This is a genomic window from Streptomyces sp. NPDC111516 (assembly GCF_055635345.1).
Genome location: NZ_JBVKBV010000001.1, coordinates 1,066,960 through 1,087,272, shown reverse-complemented (window position 1 = coordinate 1,087,272; position 20,313 = coordinate 1,066,960). Strand labels below are relative to the sequence as shown.

Annotated in this window: 17 protein-coding genes; 12 read left to right on the top strand and 5 right to left on the bottom strand. The window is 68.1% G+C overall.

Translation table 11 applies throughout. The features are described from left to right. Window positions 1–35 precede the first annotated feature (35 nt). The 7 genes from ACZ7L9_RS05025 (at window position 36) to ACZ7L9_RS04995 (ending at window position 11,106) form a co-directional block, all read left to right on the top strand. On the top strand, window positions 36–1,181 hold the full coding sequence (locus ACZ7L9_RS05025) for a dihydrodipicolinate synthase family protein (protein ID WP_471412559.1): 1,146 nt from the start codon (window positions 36–38) through the stop codon (window positions 1,179–1,181). Then, window positions 1,178–2,005: a sugar phosphate isomerase/epimerase family protein gene (locus ACZ7L9_RS05020; protein WP_471412558.1), complete on the top strand. Its 828-nt coding sequence runs from the start codon at window positions 1,178–1,180 to the stop codon at window positions 2,003–2,005. Before ACZ7L9_RS05025 ends, ACZ7L9_RS05020 begins: the two co-directional genes overlap by 4 nt. A 310-nt stretch (window positions 2,006–2,315) precedes the next feature. Beyond that, complete coding sequence (locus tag ACZ7L9_RS05015) at window positions 2,316–5,906, top strand: DEAD/DEAH box helicase family protein (RefSeq protein WP_471412556.1); 3,591 nt, start codon at window positions 2,316–2,318, stop codon at window positions 5,904–5,906. Next, entirely contained in the window at window positions 5,903–7,336 is a 1,434-nt protein-coding gene (locus tag ACZ7L9_RS05010; protein ID WP_471412555.1) for a restriction endonuclease subunit S, read from the top strand. Before ACZ7L9_RS05015 ends, ACZ7L9_RS05010 begins: the two co-directional genes overlap by 4 nt. Next, window positions 7,333–8,922, top strand: coding sequence for a type I restriction-modification system subunit M (locus ACZ7L9_RS05005; protein WP_471412553.1), 1,590 nt, complete (start codon window positions 7,333–7,335; stop codon window positions 8,920–8,922). Before ACZ7L9_RS05010 ends, ACZ7L9_RS05005 begins: the two co-directional genes overlap by 4 nt. Window positions 8,923–8,956: 34 nt before the next feature. Further along, window positions 8,957–10,351, top strand: coding sequence for an AAA family ATPase (locus tag ACZ7L9_RS05000; protein ID WP_471412552.1), 1,395 nt, complete (start codon window positions 8,957–8,959; stop codon window positions 10,349–10,351). Beyond that, complete coding sequence (locus ACZ7L9_RS04995; protein ID WP_471412549.1) at window positions 10,348–11,106, top strand: HNH endonuclease; 759 nt, start codon at window positions 10,348–10,350, stop codon at window positions 11,104–11,106. The genes ACZ7L9_RS05000 and ACZ7L9_RS04995 overlap by 4 nt, the downstream gene beginning before the upstream one ends. A 54-nt stretch (window positions 11,107–11,160) precedes the next feature. Here ACZ7L9_RS04995 and ACZ7L9_RS04990 read toward each other — a convergent pair whose 3' ends face one another. Both ACZ7L9_RS04990 and ACZ7L9_RS04985 read right to left on the bottom strand, forming a co-directional pair. After that, a complete protein-coding gene (locus ACZ7L9_RS04990; protein WP_471412547.1) occupies window positions 11,161–11,385 on the bottom strand; it encodes a DUF397 domain-containing protein in 225 nt (74 codons plus the stop codon). After that, complete coding sequence (locus tag ACZ7L9_RS04985) at window positions 11,372–12,196, bottom strand: helix-turn-helix domain-containing protein (protein WP_471412545.1); 825 nt, start codon at window positions 12,194–12,196, stop codon at window positions 11,372–11,374. The genes ACZ7L9_RS04990 and ACZ7L9_RS04985 overlap by 14 nt, the downstream gene beginning before the upstream one ends. A 142-nt stretch (window positions 12,197–12,338) precedes the next feature. Between ACZ7L9_RS04985 and ACZ7L9_RS04980 the strand changes: the two genes are divergently transcribed. The 3 genes from ACZ7L9_RS04980 to ACZ7L9_RS04970 are packed head-to-tail and all read left to right on the top strand — an operon-like array spanning window position 12,339 to window position 13,703. Next, window positions 12,339–12,644, top strand: coding sequence for a hypothetical protein (locus tag ACZ7L9_RS04980; RefSeq protein ID WP_471412543.1), 306 nt, complete (start codon window positions 12,339–12,341; stop codon window positions 12,642–12,644). After that, the gene (locus tag ACZ7L9_RS04975) at window positions 12,641–12,952 is read left to right on the top strand and encodes a hypothetical protein (RefSeq protein WP_471412541.1); all 312 of its coding nucleotides are present in this window, start codon (window positions 12,641–12,643) and stop codon (window positions 12,950–12,952) included. Before ACZ7L9_RS04980 ends, ACZ7L9_RS04975 begins: the two co-directional genes overlap by 4 nt. A 7-nt stretch (window positions 12,953–12,959) precedes the next feature. Continuing rightward, window positions 12,960–13,703 (top strand): beta-ketoacyl-[acyl-carrier-protein] synthase family protein, encoded by a 744-nt coding sequence (locus tag ACZ7L9_RS04970; protein WP_471412791.1) that lies wholly within the window; start codon window positions 12,960–12,962, stop codon window positions 13,701–13,703. Window positions 13,704–13,931: 228 nt separating this feature from the next. Here ACZ7L9_RS04970 and ACZ7L9_RS04965 read toward each other — a convergent pair whose 3' ends face one another. The 3 genes from ACZ7L9_RS04965 to ACZ7L9_RS04955 all read right to left on the bottom strand — a co-directional run bounded on the left by ACZ7L9_RS04965 (window position 13,932) and on the right by ACZ7L9_RS04955 (window position 17,213). After that, window positions 13,932–14,672 (bottom strand): alpha/beta hydrolase, encoded by a 741-nt coding sequence (locus ACZ7L9_RS04965; protein WP_471412540.1) that lies wholly within the window; start codon window positions 14,670–14,672, stop codon window positions 13,932–13,934. A 256-nt stretch (window positions 14,673–14,928) separates the two neighbouring features. Beyond that, a complete protein-coding gene (locus ACZ7L9_RS04960) occupies window positions 14,929–16,473 on the bottom strand; it encodes an FMN-binding glutamate synthase family protein (protein ID WP_471412538.1) in 1,545 nt (514 codons plus the stop codon). A 233-nt stretch (window positions 16,474–16,706) separates the two neighbouring features. Next, on the bottom strand, window positions 16,707–17,213 hold the full coding sequence (locus ACZ7L9_RS04955) for a DUF6584 family protein (RefSeq protein WP_471412535.1): 507 nt from the start codon (window positions 17,211–17,213) through the stop codon (window positions 16,707–16,709). A gap of 199 nt (window positions 17,214–17,412) precedes the next feature. Here ACZ7L9_RS04955 and ACZ7L9_RS04950 point away from each other — a divergent pair, with 199 nt between their 5' ends. Beyond that, window positions 17,413–17,925 (top strand): DinB family protein, encoded by a 513-nt coding sequence (locus ACZ7L9_RS04950; RefSeq protein WP_471412533.1) that lies wholly within the window; start codon window positions 17,413–17,415, stop codon window positions 17,923–17,925. 75 nt (window positions 17,926–18,000) lie between these two features. Continuing rightward, entirely contained in the window at window positions 18,001–20,301 is a 2,301-nt protein-coding gene (gene recD2 / locus ACZ7L9_RS04945) for an SF1B family DNA helicase RecD2 (RefSeq protein WP_471412532.1), read from the top strand. Window positions 20,302–20,313 lie beyond the last annotated feature (12 nt).

Below are 20,313 nucleotides of genomic sequence, written 5' to 3'. Positions count from 1 at the left end.
TCCACCCCGCGTACGGCGCATCGGAGCTGATCTGAGTGACCATCCAGCTCCCGCAGGGCCCGTACGAACCCCGCACCACCCCGCTCGACCTCGCCCCCGGCGGGGCACCGCTCGCCTCCCGTACGGTCTTCTCCGCCGCCCATGTGGTCGCCGACCCGTACGCCGACATCAGCCCCGACGACCCCGTGGCCGTCGACTGGGACGCCACCCTCGCCTTCCGCCGCCACCTCTGGTCGCACGGACTCGGCGTCGCCGAGGCCATGGACACCGCCCAGCGCGGCATGGGCCTCGACTGGGCCGGCGCGGCCGAACTGATCCGCCGCTCCGCCGCCGAGGCGAAGGCCGTCGGCGGCCGGATCGCGTGCGGCGTCGGCACCGACCAGCTGCCCGCGGGCCCGGCCTCGCTCGCCGAGGTGAAGGCCGCCTACGAGGAACAGCTCAGTCTCGTCGAGGAGAGCGGCGCCCAGGCCATCCTGATGGCCTCCCGCGCGCTGGCCGCCGCGGCGAACGGCCCCGAGGACTACCTGGAGACGTACGCGCACCTCCTGCGCCAGGCCTCGGAACCCGTTGTCCTGCACTGGCTCGGCCCGATGTTCGACCCCGCGCTGGAGGGCTACTGGGGCTCCTCGGACCTCGACGCCGCCACCGACACGTTCCTGAAGGTCATCGCCGAGCACCCGGACAAGGTCGATGGGATCAAGATCTCGCTCCTGGACGCGGAGCGCGAGATCGACGTACGCCGCCGCCTGCCCGGCGGGGTCCGCTGCTACACCGGCGACGACTTCAACTACCCCGAGCTGATCGCGGGCGACGACCGGGGCTTCAGCCATGCCCTGCTCGGCATCTTCGACCCGCTCGGCCCGCTGGCCGCGCACGCGGTACGCGTGCTCGACACGGGGGACACGCAGGGCTTCCGGGACCTCCTCGACCCCACGGTCGAACTGTCCCGCCACCTTTTCCAGGCCCCGACCCGCTTCTACAAGACGGGCGTGGTGTTCCTCGCCTGGCTGGCCGGCCACCAGGACCACTTCACCATGGTCGGCGGCCTGCAGTCCGCCCGCTCGCTGCCGCACCTGGCGAAGGCGTACGAACTCGCGGACCGACTGGGCCTGTTCCCCGATCCGGAGCTGGCCGAATCCCGGATGCGCGCCCTGCTCACGGTCAACGGAGGCACTCGATGAGCGACGGCCGTCTCTCCATCAACCAGGAGACCATCAAGCAGTGGTCGCTGCCCGAACTGGCCGAGGGCTGCGTCAAGGCGGGCATCGACAAGGTCGGCCTGTGGCGGGCCCCCGTCCAGGAGTACGGCGTCGAGCGCACCGCCCGACTGCTCGCCGACTCCGGACTGACCGTCACCAGCCTCTGCCGGGGCGGCTTCTTCACCGCACTCGACCCGGCGGAACGGGCGCGCGCCCTGGACGACAACCGCGCCGCGATCGACGAGGCGGCGGCCCTGTCCACCGACACCCTGGTCCTCGTCTCCGGCGGCCTCCCGGCGGGCAGCAAGGACCTGTACGGCGCGCGGGAACGGATTGCGGACGCCCTGGGGCAACTTGCACCGTACGCGGCCGAGCGCGGCGTACGCCTCGCGATCGAACCGCTGCACCCGATGTTCGCCTCGGACCGCTGCGTCGTCTCCACGCTCTCCCAGGCCCTGGACATCGCGGAACGCTTCCCGGCCGACCAGGTCGGGGTGGTCGTCGACACCTACCACATCTGGTGGGACGACCAGGCGCCCGCCCAGATCGCCCGCGCGGGTGCGGCCGGCCGCATCCACTCCTTCCAACTGGCGGACTGGATCACCCCACTTCCGGCCGGAGTCCTGCTCGGCCGTGGCCAACTCGGCGACGGAGCCGTGGACTTCCGCGCGTTCCGCTCACAGGTCGAGACCGCCGGCTTCGACGGCCCCATCGAGGTGGAGATCTTCAACGAGGACCTCTGGGCCCGCGACGGTGCCGAAGTCCTCGCCGAGGTCGCGTCGCGGTACACCGAACACGCCTGCTGAGAAGGCTCTTTGCCACCAGGGGTAAAGAGATCGTCAAGGCGTGCAACCGTTCGACACCCTGCCGGGTCTTATGTTGCGTCGGGCGCTTCCGGGGAGGGATTCGGGGGGATCGTGAAGCCCTGACGGAGGGGGATAGCGAGGGGGGTCCGGTCTTCTGACCGGGCCCCGTTTCGTTTCCAGGGACCGCTGTTCCCGGTGCGCGGACCGGCCCTTGCAGGGATGAAGAACCTGGCGAATCCAAAGGTCCGATCGCCCCACGCCTCGTAAACTCGATCATCTTGACGATCTGTACCTGTGGGGTGGGAGCAGCGTGGACGACCGGCTTCGGGACCTGGCCAAGGCATCACCGAACTTCGGGGTGCTTTATCAGCATCAGCCGCTCCTTGCTCTGTACGGCGCCCAGGCCGAGCTCAATGTCTTCAGCAATCCGAACGCCGCCCAGGTCCAGGCGGGCCAGTTCGGCGAGGTCCTGGCCGAGGATCTGGTCACACGTACCGGCATCCGTGTCGCGGGCACCCGCCAGATCGACCGGCTGCGGGCCCTCACGGGCATCGGCGCGCTGGCCCCGGCTGTACACGACGCCTTCGACCGGCTTCGTCGCGACCGCAACGAGGCCGCCCACGCCCACCTCTTCGACACCACCCGCGCCCTTGAGGTCGTACGGCTCTGCTACGAGCTCGGGGTCTTCTACCACCGCGCCCTGACCGGCAAGCGCACGGTCACCGCGTTCGTGCCGCCCGCCATGCCCGCGCTCACGGACCCGGCCGAGGTCGCCGAGCTGCGCCAGGCGCTCGACGGGCAACGCGACGCACTGGCCCAGTCCCGGGTCAAGCTGAGCGAGTCCACTGACCGTCTCGAAGCCGAGCGCCGAGCCCGCTCCGAGGCCGAAGCCCTGATGGTCAGTGCTCAGCAGGCCAAAGCAGCGCTCGCCGCGCGGCTCGCGGACATGGAAGCCGAGATCGTCAGCCTGCGGTCCGCACAGCAGGCGCAGTACGAGGCCGACCGCAAGCAGCCGCGCCGGGTGAATGCCGCCGCCCGTGACGCCATCGTGCACCGCGCCCAGCGCCCGGCCCCGCTCAACGAGGTCCAGGCCCGGCAGAAGATCGACATCATGCTCGCCGAGGCCGGCTGGCTCGTCCAGGACCGCGTCGACCTGAACCCGCTCGCCGGACAGGGCGTCGCGGTACGGGAGTTCACCCTCGCGACCGGACGCGCAGACTATGTCCTGTATGTCGACGGCAAGATCGTGGGTGTCATCGAGGCCAAGCGCGAGGGAGACCACCTCTCCAGCGCCCTCGCCCAGAACGAGCGCTATGCCAAGGGTGTACTCAAGGAGCACAGCCTCGCCGTCTGGCGGCAGTCCGAGCCCTTTGCCTACCGCTACGCCACTACCGGAACCGAGACCTACTTCGTCAACCGCCTGGACCCCGATCCCCGGTCCCGCGAGGTGTTTTCCTTCCACCGCCCCGAGACCGTTGCCGCTTGGATGGAGCACGCGGAGGACCACCGGGCCCCGACCTTCCGGGCCGGTCTGCGGCGCATGCCGAAGCTGGAGCCGTACGGCCTGCGTCTCGCGCAGATCGATGCGATCAGCGGCCTGGAGCAGTCCCTCGCCCAGGACAAGCCCCGTGCTCTGATCCACATGGCGACCGGCGCGGGCAAGACCTTCACGGCCGTCACCGAGACCTACCGGCTGCTCCGCCACACGGGCGCCCGCCGTGTCCTCTTCCTGGTCGACCGCAACAACCTCGGCCGTCAGGCGCTCTCGGAGTTCCGCAACTACACCACTCCCGACGACGGCAGGAAGTTCGCCGACCTCTACAACGTCGACCGTCTGGGCTCGGCCGGGCTCCAGGACACCTCGTCCGTCGTCATCTGCACGATCCAGAAGATGTACGCCCTGCTCAAGGGCGAGCAGCTGACGGACGACGACGCCCGCGACGACGCGACGGACGCGGGGCAGCAGCCCGCGGGCGCGGTGTCCGCCGACAACACGGCGGACGACCCCGAGATGAACTACGCCATCGACCGCCCCGTCGAGGTCGATTACGAGCCGGACGTACCGCCGGAGTCCTTCGACCTGATCGTCGTGGACGAGTGCCACCGTTCCATCTACGGACTGTGGCGGGGCGTCCTGGAGTACTTCGACGCCCACCTCGTCGGCCTCACCGCGACTCCGACCGCGCAGACCCGGGGCTTCTTCGACCAGAACACGGTCTCCGAGTACACCTACGAGCAGGCCGTGGCCGACGGGGTCAACGTCGACTTCGACGTCGTCCGCATCGCGACCGACCTGCGCGAGCAGGGTGGCGCGAGGATCGAGGCCGGGACGACGGTCCGGATCAAGGACCGCAAGACCCGGGCCCAGCGGTACGTGGAACTCGACGACGACCTCACCTACACCACAGGCCAGATCGGCCGCTCGGTGATCAACATCGATGAGATCCGAGCCGTGCTCACGATTTACAAGAACAACTGGCAGCGCTGGTTCCCGGGCCGCAAGGACCTCCCCAAGACTCTCGTCTTCGCGGTCGGTGAAGACCATGCCGAGGACGTGCTCAAGCAGGTCAAGGAGGTCTTCGGGCGCGGCGACGACTTCGCAAAGAAGATCACGTACAAGAGCCGTCAGAATGGCGACAATCCCGACGACCTGATCAACGATCTCCGTAACTCGCCCCGGATGAGGGTCGCCGTCACGGTCGACATGATCGCCACGGGTACGGACGTACGGGCCCTGGAGTGCGTGATCTTCCTGCGGTCGGTACGCAGCGCGGTTCTCTTCGAGCAGATGAAGGGACGCGGGGCACGCACCATCGACGCAACGGAGCTGCGCGAGGTCACCCCGGACGCCGACGACGACGTGACCAAGGACCGTTTCGTTCTGATCGACGCGGCGGGCGTTACGACATCCCCGCTGGTGGACGCGCGGCCCATGATTCCGGCGACGGGCAAGCAGGTCTCGCTCGCCAGGCTGCTCGACAAGACGGGAACGAGGGCGATCAGCGTGGAGGAGGCGGAGATCCTCCAGCGGCGCCTGGCGCGGCTGAGCCAGCAGCTCAAGCCCGAGGAGCGGGACCTCCTCGCCAACACGGCGGGCGGCACCACACTCTCCGAGATCGCCCGCGGGATCGTCGACGCGGTGGACGTCGACGCGCAGGACACGGCGAGGCGGCAGGGCGGCCCGCGAGCGGCCCGCAGGCTGGTGGAGGACGCCGTGGCCATCCTCACCAGTAACCCGGAGCTGCGCCGCCAGATCCTGGAGATCCGCCGGGACAAGGACCTGACGTACGACGAGACGACGGCCGTCACGGTGACGGAGGTCGAAGAGGTCCCGCGCGAGAAGCGCGCCCGCGAGAACCTGGACGAGTGGGGCGACCTTCTGAAGAACCAGCGCGACCGCAACGCGGCGATTCAGGTCGCCCTGGGGAGCGGAAACCCGGTCTCCCCGGCCGAGGCCCGGGACGCCCTCAAGGAACTCGCGGCGACGATCCGGGCCTCCAGGAGGGCCTGGACACCCCATGTTCTCTGGGGCTTCCACGAGGACCTGAACCAGGCGGTGGCCCGCCCGGGACGTGAGGCCGGTATCCCGGACTTGATCAGTCTGATCCGTTACGAGCTGGGCGCGGACAGTGAGCTCCGTCCGTACCGTACGGTTGTCGAGGAGCGCTTCGAGGGCTGGCTGCTTCGGCAGCGACAGGCGGGCGTCGAATTCACGGACGAGCAGCTGTGGTGGCTGGAGAAGATCCGGGACGTCGTCGCCAGCGATGTCGGCATAGCGTCGGCAGATCTTGCCTACGAGCCGTTCACGGAGCGCGGCAAGGGACGTGGCTTCACGATGGCGTTCGGCGGGAAAGAGCCTGCGCTGGATCTGTTGACTGAGCTGAATCGGGAACTGGCTTGAGCGAGAAGGAACTTCCGGCGGGGTGGGTGCCTTCCCGGCTTGGGGATGTCCTGCTGGCCATCGAGGCTGGAAAATCTTTCACGTGCGAACCTCGCCGGGCCGGCATGGATGAGTGGGGGATCATCAAGGTAAGTGCCATGACCTGGGGGCGGTTCGACGAGCGTGAGAATAAGGCAGTGCCGGATGGTCGCCTGATTAACCCTGCCTACGAAATTCGCCCTGGCGACATCCTTGTGAGTCGCGCCAACACTAGGGCATATGTCGGTGCTCCGGTGCTGGTTGGTCAGTCCCGTTCGAAGCTGCTTCTGTCGGACAAGAGCCTGCGTCTCGTGCCCAGTGACCTGGTGAGCAAGAAGTGGCTTGTCCATCTGTTGGGGTCCCCGGAAATGCGACAGTGGATCTCGGACAAGGCGACCGGTACCAAGGATTCGATGCGTAATATCTCACAACAGGTTCTCCTTGATGCCCCCTTCCTTCTACCGCCTCGCGAAGAGCAGGACCGCATCGTCGAAACCCTCGAAGACCACCTCTCCCGTCTGGATGCGGCGGTCCGACTCCTCAAGTACTCCACCCGCCGCCTATCGCTCCTCGCAGACTCAGTGGTCAGCGCCATGCTGAACGACGGGAGCGGATTCCCCGTCGAGCCACTCGAAGGCCTTCTGCGTGAACCCTTGCGCAACGGGCACTCCGCCCGGGTGACGGCCGATGCTGACGGGGTCCGCACGCTCAATCTCACCGCGGTTACGTTGAATGATTTCCGGGATGAGAACACGAAGATCACGTCAGCGGACCCCTCTAAAGTCAAGGGGCTTTGGCTGGAACCGGGAGATATCTTGATCCAGCGGTCCAATACACCCGACTTGGTGGGCACAGCGGCAATTTTCAACGGGCCAAAAGACTGGGCCATTTATCCAGACTTGTTGATCAGAGTGCGTACTGACACTCGCTTGGACCCCGAATTCGCGGTCATGGTGCTGCGGAGCAAGTCCGCGCGGACCTACTTCAAGAGCAAGGCGAAGGGACTGGCAGGCTCCATGCCCAAAATCGACCAGGCTGTCATCGCCAACTTCCAGATGCCAGTTCCACCGATCGAAGTGCAGAAGCGCCTGGTAGCCGAGGTTGCCGCGAAAATCGATGCGACTGCACGCATCGGTAGTCAATTGAGTCAGCAGGACGTGCGCGCGGCCTCGCTGCGGAATGCTCTCCTGCGACACGCCTTCACCGGCGCCCTCGTCCCCCAGGACCCCACCGACGAACCGGCCACAGCCCTCCTCGCTCGCATCCAGGCCGAGCGCGCCGCTCAGCCCAAGGCACAGCGAGCCCGCCGCGCCCCCGCACCCCGTAAGGCGACGGCCCTCGCAGCCGCCACCGCCGCGCCCGCCCCCACCCCCACCCCCGCTCACGCTGTACAGCAGGAGTTCGATCTGTGACCGCGACCACCCCCGGCACCGCCCCCGTCGAAGACAACATCGTGCTCGCCCCGCAGGCCGCAGCCCAGACCAACACCCTGGTCGCCAAGCTCTGGAACTACTGCAACGTCCTCCGCGACAACGGCCTCTCCACCATCGAGTACGTCGAGCAGCTCTCGTATCTCCTCTTCCTCAAGATGGTGGACGAGATCGCTGAGGACCCCTTCTCGGACGAGGACGCCGCCGAGATCGTGCCGAAGGCGTACGACTGGAAGTCCCTCGCCAACAAGAAGGGCAAGGCGCTCGAACTCCACTACCGCAACGTGCTCGACGCCCTCGGCACCCGCCCCGGCACCACGCTCGGCACGATCTTCACCAAGGCCCAGAACCGCATCACCGAGCCCGCCCTCCTCGAAAAGCTCGTCGTCGACCTCATCGGCAAGCAGGACTGGACCGTCGGAGACGCGGACCTCAAGGGCGACGCGTACGAGGGTCTTCTGGCCAAGGGCGCCGAGGACACCAAGACGGGCGCCGGCCAGTACTTCACGCCCCGACCCCTCATTGACGCGATCGTCGAGGTGATGCGTCCCGGTCCCGAGGACACGATCACCGACCCCGCCTGCGGAACCGGCGGCTTCCTCATCGCCGCGCACTCCTACATCCGCAAGCACCACATGAAGGACCTCACCCGCGAGCAGCGCCTCGCGCTCGGCGCGGGCAAGATCTGGGGCAACGAACTCGTCCCCGGCACCGCCCGCCTCGCTGCGATGAACCTCCTGCTCCACGGCATCGGCAGCAGCGAAGGCAAGAGCCTGATCGACGTCGGCGACGCGCTCGCCACGAAGCCCAGCGGCAAGCACGCGTCACTCGTCCTCGCCAACCCGCCCTTCGGCAAGAAGTCCGCGATCACAGTGATCGGCAGCGACGGCAAGGCGGAGAAGGAGGACATCAGTTACGACCGCGACGACTTCCGCGCCTCCACCACCAACAAGCAGCTCAACTTTCTCCAGCACATCATGTCGCTGACGGCCATCGACGGCCGGGCGGCCGTCGTCCTCCCTGACAATGTCCTCTTCGAGGGCGGAGCGGGTGAGAAGATCCGGCGGCGCCTGCTCGACGAGTTCGATCTGCACACGATCCTGCGCCTGCCCACCGGCATCTTCTACGCGGGCGGCGTGAAGGCCAACGTCCTCTTCTTCGACAAGAAGACCCCTCGTGCGGACGGCAAGCCGCACACCACCAAGGTGTGGGTCTACGACCTCCGCACGGCCAAGCACTTCACCCTCAAGCAGCGCCCGCTGACCCGGGCCGACCTGGAGAAGTTCGTCCAGGCGTACGGCGAGAAGCTTGCGGACCGCGTAGACACCTCCGATGAGGACGGTGGCCGCTTCAAGGCGTACACGTACGACGAGCTACTCAAGCGCGACAAGGTCAACCTCGACCTCACCTGGATGAAGGACCCAGCCCTGGAGGACGCCGACAGCCTCCTGCCGCCCGAGGTGATCGCCGCCGAGATCGTTCAGGACCTCCAGGCCGCGCTCAGCGAATTCGCGGCGATCGCCGAGGCACTGGGCGGCGAGGTCCCAGCCGACGCGGAACCGGAATAGCCCACCTCTCCCACACCGGACGGAACCGTCATCCATGTACGTCTCCCGCGTGTTCGTTGAGAACATCAAGTCGTTCCACGGTCCGCGTGTTGTCGACCTGACGCTGACTCGCCCGGACGGCTCGCATGCCGGCTGGACGGTTCTCGCGGGCCGTAACGGCGCGGGTAAGACAACCTTGTTGCGGGCGCTGGCTCACGCGCTGAGCGGACCCGTGCCGGCCCGGGGCCTGGTCCAGGGCTTCGAGAACTGGATCACTCGCGGGGCTGACGACGGCAGGGCGGAGGCCGAAGTCGTCAGGGACCCGGCCTTCGACAAGTTCACGGCTTCTGGGCGTACTCAGAACCAGTTCTGGGCGGGACTGCAGTGGACAGCCCCGGCTGAAGGCGCGGGAGGACGCAGGAGCGCCCAGCCGTCACTGGAGGGGATCAGGTATAACCCCAGGGCCAAGAGCGCCAGCCCTGCCCAACGTGGGCCATGGGCCGACAACCCGGTGGGGTGGTTCTGCGCTGCGTACGGGCCATTCCGACGGATGGCGGGGGGCTCGGGTGAGGTGCAGCGGCTGATGCTGGCCTCGGGGCCGGTGGCCCGGCAGGCGAGCCTGTTCCACGAGGACGCCTCACTGGCCGAAGGGGTCGCCTGGCTGATCGAGCAGCATTTGCGCGCGCTCGAAGGCCGGGAGGGCGCCGGAGCACTCAAGGAGGCGGCGCTCTCCGTCCTGGGAGATGGGCTCCTTCCGGACGGATACCGCGTCGAGGAGGTTGACTCCGAGGGACTGTGGGTCACGCGTGACGGCCACCGATTCCCGTTGAGAGAGATGAGCGACGGCTTCCGTACCGTGGCGGCGCTGGTGGTCGACCTGCTGAAGCAGATCCACGACGCCTTTGGCGACGAGGCGTTCGGCGGGGACGGCGACGACCCGAGTCCCCTCCAGGTCCCTGGCGTCGTGATCATCGACGAGATCGACGCTCACCTCCACGTCTCCTGGCAGCGTCGCATCGGCCCCTGGCTGACCTCGCACTTTCCCAATGTTCAGTTCATCGTCACCACGCACAGCCCGTACATCTGTCAGGCCGCCGATCCAGGCGGCCTGATCCGCCTGCCTGGTGTGGACGAGGATGCCGCGCCCGAGGTCGTACCGGAAGACCTGTACGAGCGTGTGGTCTACGGCAGCGGTGATGACGCTGTCCTCTCCGACCTGTTCGGTCTCGACACCCCGTACTCCGTGCGGGCGGAGTACCTCCGGGCCGAGTTCGTGGCACTGGAATCCAAGGTGTACGACGGGGACACCTCACCGGAGACGGTCTCGCGGTACAAGGAGCTGAAGGGGCGGCTCACCAGCTCGCCGACGGCACGCGTCCATGAGATGTCCGCCCAGCTCCAGCGGATCGCCGGGGAGATCGAGGACGGAGAAGGCGGCGATGCGGAGTGATCCGGCTGAGACGTACCGAGCTGTCCCCGGACACGGCGGAACACTTGAAGGCATACACCCAGCAGATCGCGCAGGCGGCGGAACCGGGCCGAAAGGCCAAGGCGGCTGATTTATGGGGCAACACCACCGTGCGACGCCGCGTACGCGACGGGCTCCTCACTACCCTCGCCGACATGGCTCCTGGCCACCAGCGTTGTATGTACTGCGGTGACGGCCAGGGCACGGACATTGACCACTTCGAGCCGAAGAGCCTTGCTCCTCTCCGTACCTTCGACTGGCTCAACCACCTGCTCGCCTGCTCGTACTGCAACAGCAATCAGAAGCGGAACAAGTTCCCGCGCTCCGAGGAGGACGGCAGTCCGCTGCTCCTGGACCCCACGCTCCAGGACCCGTTGAGCCATCTGCGATTGGTGCTGCCACTCTGCAAGTACAAGGGTCTGACTGCCCAAGGCGAGGCCTGCATAGAGGTGTTCGGCCTCAACGACCGGGGAGTCCTCGTCGAGGGACGCAGGACGGCCTACGGGACGGCCAAGCAATCGGTCGAACTGTGGCGCATCGCCACGGACAGGGGCCAGCACAACAAGGCGGCCGAAGTCGTGCGAGTGGCTTGGAATCGTCCACTTGCCGACGTGCTGGCCGCGATGTTCCACCAGTCGGAACACCCCGCTGCGGCCTTGCTTTTCGACGGTGAGGAAGAGACTCTCGACCTGCTCCGTGACCCGGACCTGCGTGAGGGATTTCTCTCGCGTGCGTGACAATGCCTCGCAACTCGGCGGCCATTGCCAGACAGTTGCGAGGCACGGCCGGACTCAGCTGTTGATGCGGTCGCCCTTGACCGCCGCGACGAACGACGACCAGCCGTCGGCGGAGAAGACGAGCGCGGGGCCGTTCGGGGTCTTGCTGTCGCGAACGGGGATGGCGGCGTAGCCGTCGGCTACCTCAAGGCACTCGCCGTTGGAGCCTCCGCTGTAGCTGGACTTGCGCCACCCGGCCAGCGTTCCGGATTCAGCGACGGTGGGCTCAGTGCTGTGCATGTTCGTGCTCCTCAGCGATGGCTCTGATGAGGGCCACTGACTCCTGGTGCGGGGCCGCGTCGCCCAGGGCGAGAGTGTAGGACGTGCGGCACTCCTCTACCAGCGCCGGATCGTCCATCAGATGCCCCGTGCGAAGTCCTTCGACATACGCGAGCGGCGCGGCATCCGCGAAGTTCAGCAGGTAGAGCATGCTCTCCTGGAGTGCGTGTGCCCCCGATGCGAAGGACACCACGTGCAGACGCAGCCGACCCGACTCGGCCATGTCCGCGACTTTGCGCAGCTGTTCCGCCATGACACGCGGCCCGCCCACGCGGCGCCTGAGTGCCGCTTCGTCGAGGAGCGTCCAGGCAACCGGAGCCGATGACTCGCTGAGCAGTCGACCCCGCTCCAAGCGGTTGACGACGAACTCGTCAAGTTCCTCTGTGCGGTAGTTGGGGCGACATGCCTGGAACACGGCACGGGCGTATGCGTCCGTCTGAAGCAGGCCAGGGATGAGAGACGCGGCGTATTGGCGGATTTCCGTAGCCTCACGCTCCAACTCGGCGACTGCCGCGAAGTACTGGGCGAACTTCGAGTCCAGGTCATCCAGCCAGCGGACGAAGAAGCCGTCAGTCCGCAACGCGATGTCGAGGCGGTGCGCGTCATCCGGCTTCGGTAGCCGCCGCCCCGCCTCGTAATGACTGATCAGCGTCGGCGAGCAGACCACCTGATCGCCCAGGGCCTCCTGAGTCAGCCCCGCCGCTGTCCGCCGTAGCCTCAGCTCCTCCCCGTACTTCTCCCTCGGCGTACGCGGCTTCCGGTTCATCGCCATGCAGCCCCAACTCCCTTGTCTGACCGGCGGGCTGTCAAGCCCGAACCTCTGGAGCGTAGCCACGCCCGACCCCACTCTGTGATGAGTTCGCCACAGAACGCATTCGTTCGTGGGCAAGTCGTCAGAGGGAGAGCACGCCGCCATGAAGAATCTCGTCCGCCGGTTCACCGAGTCGCTGATGCGGCTGGTGCGTCAGGTTCTGGTCGTCGACCCAGCCACCGTTTATCCGTACTCCTGCGTGTACGTGTCCGGTCCCACCGCCCGATGTACCGGGGAACTCCCGCCGCGTGGGGAGGACAGTCCGCTGGTCCGCCCGTACATCGAGGCGCACGAGCGATGGGTGACCGATGAGCGGCGGCGACGCGTACGGCAGGGCGAGCTGCGGATCGCCGTGCACGGGGCGGACATCGACCCCCGGCTCCTGCGCGGAGTGGGGGCAGTGGCATGAGCGTGGAGGAGCGTGAGCCCGGGCACTTCCGGCTTCTGCCGTGGACGGGGGAGCAGGGCAAGCCCTGTTACGTCCTGACGGACGGGTCAGGCCATGTGTCGCGGGTCGCGGACACCATCGAGGTCGTGCAGCTCGGCATGGCGGAGGACCTGCTCGGCCACGCCGCCGCACTCCTGGCGGACCGCACGGCCGGGAACACCGAACTCCATTTCCTCGCCAGCCGGCTGACCGAGTCCCTGCGGGATGTGAAACGGATCGCCGACAGCCGGGCGACGCGACTGGGCGACAGGAGCAGAGAGCGCCCTTAGCCTCGCCATCTCGGTTGAGGCGGGGCCAGCTGGTGGCCTGCCATCCGCGTCGCAGAAGGGACCAGATCCCTTCGACGGGGTTGAGGTCGTCGCAGGTGGGGCGGAGGCATGCCTGCACCCCTTCACCATCGCGGCATTCGCCCAGATGAAGGCCCTGTCGACGCAGTCCGTGGACCCGGAGACCGTGTCCCGCCCGTTCGATGTCAAGCGGTCCGGGTTCGTCATGGGCGAGGGCGCGGGGATGATGGTGCTCGAACGCGCCGAGTTCGCCCGGGCCCGTGGAGCACGTGCCTACGGCACGCTGGCCGGCAGTGCCGTGAGTTCGAGCGCGAACCACATCACGGCCTCCGACGCGGAAGGTCAGGCCTTCGCCATGGAACCGGCGCTGCGCGACGCCGGCCTGGCCCCGGCGGACATCGTGGTCGTGCACGCCCACGCCACCTCGACGGAGTCCGGTGACCTGGCGGAGGCCGAGGCGATCGGCCGGGTGATCGGCAGCCACGCTGCGGTGACGGCGACGAAGTCGATGACAGGCCACATGATGGGAGCGTCCGGAACGGTTGGCGCCATGGCCGCTCTGTTCGCGCTCAAGGACGGCACGGTGCCGGCCACGCGCAACCTCGACGACCTCGACCCGCGCGTGGAACTGGACGTGGTGCGCGGTGAGCGGCGCACCGGTCAGTGGACTGGTGCGCCGGCCACCTGGTTCGGGTTCGGCGGACACAACGTCAGTCTCGTCTTCACCAAGTGAAGACGAGACCTTGACCGCCACGCCGGGCGGCATGGGCCACTCAGGCCCGGGTGCCGCCCACTCGTGATGTCGTGTCGTTGCTCAGACCGGCGCGCACCGCCGCGATCGGGGCGGTTGTGCATCTGCTGGCCACCGCAATCAAGGACAGGCCCGGGCCTGTCCTTGATGAGCGGCGTGCCGGCCAGTACCGCCTACCGTCTACTGGCCTGGCGGCGGGGCCGGCCCGGGCTAGCGCAGATGCCGGGCGAAGAACCCGGCCGCGTCCTCCCCTGCGAACTGCGGGACGCCCGTGTGCCCGCCCATATTGGAGTGCAGCGTCTTCTCCTTGGAGCCGAAGGCGTCGAACAGGTCCAGCGCCGCCTGCCGGTCGTTCCCTTCGTCGTCCCACTGCAGCAGGACGTGCAGCGGAATGGTGACCTGGCGGGCCTCCTCGAACATGGCGCGAGGCACGAAACTCCCGGCGAAGAAGCCGGCGGCCACGATGCGCGGCTCGACCACCGCAAGGCGAACGCCGATGGAGATCACTCCCCCCGAGTACCCGACCGGGCCGCCGATCTCGGGCAGCGCGAGAAGGGCGTCCAGGGCGGCCTGCCATTCCGGGACCGACCTTTCGACGAGCGGGAGGATGAGGGCATCGATGATCTCGTCGCCGACCGGCTCGCCGGCCTCCATCGCCCGGCGCAGGTCGGCGCGGGCCTGCTCGGCGGCAGCCCACCGGGGACGGTCACCGCTCCCGGGGAGCTCGATGGTGGCCGCGGCGAAGCCATCCGCCGCGGCGCGCCGGGCCCGTCCCGCCAGCCGGGGGTACATCTTCTGCAGTCCGAGCGGGGGGTGGCCGAGCAGGATGAGCGGGGCCGGTGCGGATGCGGAGGCGGATCCGGGCGTCCACAGGATGCCGGGGATCTCGCCGAGGGTGAATTCGCGCTCGAGGACGCCGTCGTCGAGGCGTTGTTCAGAAGTGAAGTGCATGGTCGTGCCTTTCGGGAGGGCTCAGAACGGCGCTCCCGGACGACCTATCGCCCGACCGTGACCCCGGAGGGGAGCACCCATGTCGATACTGCGTTCACGGGTACCACCTCCTCGTTCTCTCGCACGGCCTCCGGAAAGGTAGCAGTGGTCGCCGTGGTCCGCCAAACGGTTTTTTGCGGAGGCTCCGTGGGCCGGATGCCACGGAGCCACTCACCTAAAGGCCAAGGCCGTGTGCAAGGACATGCGCAACAGCGCGTCAGACGGCCGGCTCCTGGAAGGAGGTCGGCTTGGTGGCGAGCAGTGCAGTGATCTCATCGGCGAGGTGCGGGCCGAGTTCGCCCCAGCCGTCCTTGTAGCCGTAGACGCCGGCCAGGGTGCGGGCTTCGTAGTCGCCGTTCATGATCTCGATGTCGGTGGCTGTGATGAGTGCCGGGTGGGCGACGCCGAGGGCCCCCGAGACCTTCATCAGCTCCTTGCGCAGGGTGCGCAGGTAGACAGCGGCCCGGGTGGCCTTCGAGGTCGGGTCGAGGCCGCGGGCCAGCCACGGGTTCTGGGTGGCGACGCCGGTGGGGCACGTGTCGGTGTGGCACTTCTGCGACTGGATGCAGCCGATCGACAGCATCGCCTCACGGGCCACGTTGATCATGTCGGCACCCAGGGCGAAGGCGACCGCGGCGTTCTCGGGCAGGCCGAGCTTGCCGGAGCCGATGAAGGTCAGGTCGTCGGTCAGCCCCAGCTCGGCGAAGGTGCCGTAGACCCGGGAGAAGCCCATCCGGAACGGCAGCGACACCGAGTCGGTGAAGATCAGCGGCGCCGCCCCGGTGCCGCCCTCGCCGCCGTCGATGGTCACGAAGTCGACACCACGGTCACCACGCGCCATCAGCGTGGCCAGCTCCTGCCAGAAGCTCATCTCCCCCACAGCGCTCTTGATCCCGACCGGCAGACCGGTCTCGGTGGCGAGCAGTTCGACGAAGTCGAGCATCGAGTCGACGTCGCTGAACGCGGTGTGCCGCGACGGGGAGGCGCAGTCCTTGCCGGGCGGGATGCCGCGTATCTTGGCGATCTCCGGGGTCACCTTCGCGCCCGGCAGCATCCCGCCCAGCCCTGGCTTGGCGCCCTGGGAGAGCTTGATCTCTATCGCCTTGACCGGGGCGCCGGCGACCACATCCTTGAGCTTGTCGAGGTTGAAGCTGCCGTCCTCGTCGCGGCAGCCGAAGTACGCCGTACCGATCTGAAGGACGAGGTCGCCGCCGTTGCGGTGGTACGGCGAGAGGCCGCCCTCGCCCGTGTTCTGCATCGTGCCCGCCAGCGCCGCCCCTTGGTTGAGCGCCGTGATCGCCGCGCCGGAGAGCGATCCGAAGCTCATCGCCGAGATGTTCACCACGCTCGCCGGCCGGAACGCCTTGGCGCGCCCGCGCGGCCCGCCCAGCACCTTGGCCGAGGGCAGCGGGGCCTGCGGGTCATGCGCGTCGGGCAGCGTGTCGGCGAACGTGCGCTGCTTCAGGTATGCGTGCCCCTGCACGTGCTCGACGTCGACGTCGGTTCCGAACCCGAAGTAGTTGTTCTCCTCCTTCGCAGACGCATAGATCCAGGTGCGCTGGTCACGACTGAACGGGCGCTCCTCCTCGTTGGAGGTCACGACGTACTGCCGCAGCTCCGGCCCGATCGTCTCCAGCAGGTACCGGGCGTGCCCGATCACCGGGAAGTTCCGGAGCAGTGCGTGCTTCTTCTGGATGAGGTCGCGGGCGGCCACCAGCGCCAATGCTGTTGCGGCGGCCGCGCCGATGCTCCGGGCGCGCATGAACGGTCCTCTCCTCGATGCTCGACTCCAACGCCATGCGGTGGACGTCGTCGTATCGCGTTGGGCGTTGGGCGTTGGGCGTTGGGCGGCGGGCACGGCCGAGCGGGCATCAGCGTCCGCCGAAGAACGTCAGACGATATTAGAGGCCGCGCGGATAAACGTGTGGTCAGGGTCGGCGGTTCGGGCGTTCGTCCCAGCATTGGACGTCGGCAAGGCGCGGTCGGGGCGGCGGGTCAGCGGAAGAGGTCGAGGAACCCGTTCACCCAGATCCCGACGAACACGATCGCCAGGAGCGCGCAGCCCACGGCCGCCAGAGACTGGCGGAACGACTCGCCCTCCCGAGCGTCACCGCGTACCTCTGTGAGGGTTTCCCAGTCGACCGCGTGGCCGAGGGCCTTGGAGGCAGCGGTCCGCACGGCTGCCAGCTGCTGCTCGACAAAGGGGGAGTCGGCCGCCGATTCCGGCCCTTGCCAGGCCAGCGCGCGCATCCGGTGCACGGGGTTGCTGTACCTCTCCTCGAACGCGGCAACCTCGTCCGGGAGCCTGTCCTCTTCGAGGTAGGTCCAGCGTCCTGCCTCGGCCGGGTCGTCGTACAGCCGGTAGACGGCGGCCAGGCGTCGGCGCAGACCGGGGTGGTGCGGGTAGGAAGAGACCAGTCCCCGCAGCCGTTGGCGCGCCATGGGTATGCGTCCTGCGGCGAGGTCCGCATCTACGCGCTCAAGCGTCTCCTTCAGTGCCATGCGCACATCATCGGGGCTGCCCGCAGGAGTATGGGAGCCAATTATTTCGAGGTGCCCCGGATGCCATCCGGTTGTAGCTTCTGTGGATGGTCGAGGGTGCGCCCGGCCCCCGGCCGGGACCCGCACCGGCGGCGGTCTGCGAGGCGGTGCCCCCCGGCAATCACCGCCGCTGTCAGACCCTCATGGCAGGCTTCGGCCCATGAGCACTCCCGATCGCGCCATGCCTCCCCTGGCCGCCGATGAGCGGACCTCCCTGGCCGGCTGGCTGGACTTCTACCGCAGCACCCTTGCCCAGAAGTGCGAGGGTCTGGACGACGACCGGTTGCGTGAGGCATCCGTGAAGCCTTCGCCGATCAGTCTGCTCGGTCTCGTCCAGCACATGGCGGAGGTCGAGCGGAACTGGTTCCGTCGGGTCCTGGCCCAGGAGGACGCGCCGCCGATCTTCACCCCCGACGCCGACCCGTCGGCCGACGACGGCGGGTTCGATCTCGTCGAAGGCGCGGGCTACGACAAGGCCCTGTCGCTATGGCAGGCGGAGGTTGAGCGGGCCAGGGCGCATTGCGCCGCCCGGTCGCTCGACGACACCAGCCCGTTCATGGGAGGGCAGGTCACGCTGCGCTGGATCTACACCCACATGATCGGCGAGTACGCACGCCACTGCGGGCACGCCGACCTCATCCGTGAGCGCATCGACGGTCGTACGGGGGTCTGACAGCCGTCGAGTGGGCGAGTGTTCGAGCGAAGGGGCCGGACCGGGGCTGTCAGCCCCGCCCGCTACGGTCGAGGTATGTCCAACATGGCCGTCCTCGAAGGTGTGCTCGAGCGCATCACGTACGCCAACGAGGAGAACGGGTACACCGTCGCCCGCGTCGACACCGGGCGGGGCGGCGGTGATCTGCTCACGGTGGTCGGCTCGCTGCTCGGGGCCCAGGTCGGTGAGTCGCTGCGGATGGAGGGGCGCTGGAGCTCGCATTCGCAGTACGGCAAGCAGTTCACGGTCGAGAACTACACGACCGTGCTGCCCGCCACCATCCAGGGCATCCGCCGCTATCTCGGCTCCGGGCTGATCAAGGGCATCGGCCCGGTCATGGCGGACCGGATCACCACCCATTTCGGGGTCGACACCCTCGACATCATCGAGCAGCAGCCGAAGCGACTGGTCGAGGTGCAGGGGCTCGGGCCGAAGCGGACGAAGATGATCGCCGCCGCCTGGGAGGAGCAGAAGGCGATCAAGGAAGTGATGGTCTTCCTCCAGGGGGTCGGGGTCTCCACCTCCATCGCCGTCCGTATCTACAAGAAGTACGAGGACGCGTCGATCTCCGTCGTGAAGAACCAGCCCTACCGGCTGGCCGCCGACGTCTGGGGCATCGGGTTCCTCACCGCCGACAAGATCGCCCAGGCAGTCGGCATACCGCACGACAGTCCGGAGCGGGTCAAGGCCGGACTGCAGTACGCACTGTCGCAATCCACCGACCAGGGCCACTGCTTCCTCCCCGAGGAGCGGCTGATCGCCGACGGCGTGAAGCTGCTCCAGGTCGATACGGGGCTGGTCATCGAGTGCCTCGCCGAACTGGCCGAGGACCCGGAGGGCGTCGTACGGGAGAAGGTGCCGTCGCCCGAGGGCGGGGAGCCGGTCACCGCCGTGTACCTCGTGCCGTTCCACCGTGCCGAGGTCGCGCTCGCCGCGCAGGTGCAGCGGTTGCTGCGGACGCCCGAGGACCGGATGCCGGCCTTCCAGGACGTCGACTGGGCCAAGGCGCTGACCTGGCTCGCGGGCCGTACGGGGGCGACGCTGGCCCCCGAGCAGGAGGCCGCGGTCCGGCTCGCGCTCAGCCGTAAGGTCGCCGTGCTGACCGGTGGGCCCGGCTGCGGGAAGTCGTTCACCGTCCGCTCCGTGGTCGAACTCGCCCGCGCCAAACGCGCCAAGGTCGTGTTGGCCGCGCCCACCGGGCGGGCGGCCAAGCGGCTCTCCGAGCTGACCGGGGCCGAGGCATCCACCGTGCACCGGCTGCTCGAACTCAAGCCGGGCGGGGACGCGGCCTACGACCGGGACCGGCCGCTGGACGCCGATCTGGTCGTCGTCGACGAGGCGTCGATGCTGGATCTGCTGCTCGCCAACAAGCTGTTCAAGGCCGTGGCACCCGGTGCCCATCTGCTGCTCGTCGGGGACGTCGACCAGTTGCCGTCGGTCGGCGCGGGAGAGGTGCTGCGCGATCTGCTGGCCGAGGGCGGACCCGTTCCGGCGGTCCGGCTGACGACGATCTTCCGGCAGGCCCAGAAGTCCGGCGTCGTCACCAACGCCCACCGCATCAACACCGGGACGCCGCCCCTCACCCAGGGCCTGGACGACTTCTTCCTCTTCGTCGAGGACGAGACGGAGCAGGCGGGCGTTCTCGCGGTGGACGTCGCCGCCCGTCGTATCCCGGCCAAATTCGGCCTCGATCCGAGGCGTGACGTCCAGGTCCTCGCCCCCATGCACCGCGGCCCGGCCGGCGCGGGCACGCTCAACGGGCTGCTTCAGCAGGCCATCACCCCGGGTCGCCCGGACCTTCCCGAGAAGCGGTTCGGCGGCCGGGTCTTCCGGGTCGGCGACAAGGTCACCCAGATCCGCAACAACTACGACAAGGGGGAGAACGGCGTCTTCAACGGCACGGTCGGCGTCGTCACCGCCCTCGACCTGGACGAACAGAAGTTGACGGTCCTCACAGACGAGGACGAGGAGATCTCCTACGACTTCGACGAGCTGGACGAGCTGGCCCACGCGTACGCCATGACGATCCATCGCTCCCAGGGCAGCGAGTACCCGGCCGTCGTCATCCCCGTCACCAGGAGCGCCTGGATGATGCTCCAGCGGAACCTCCTGTACACCGCCGTGACCAGGGCCAAGAAGCTCGTCGTGCTGGTCGGCTCGCGGCAGGCGATCGGCCAGGCGGTCCGGACGGTTTCCGCAGGCAGACGCTGTACGGCGCTGGATTACCGGTTGGCAGGGGGCGCGGGCGGAGGATCCCCGGAAAAAATGATCGATCAAATCGGTGGGAAACATCACGCGGGCCTTCCGGAACCGGAGTCAAGGGGGCAGGATGAGTAAGCTCGCGGCACT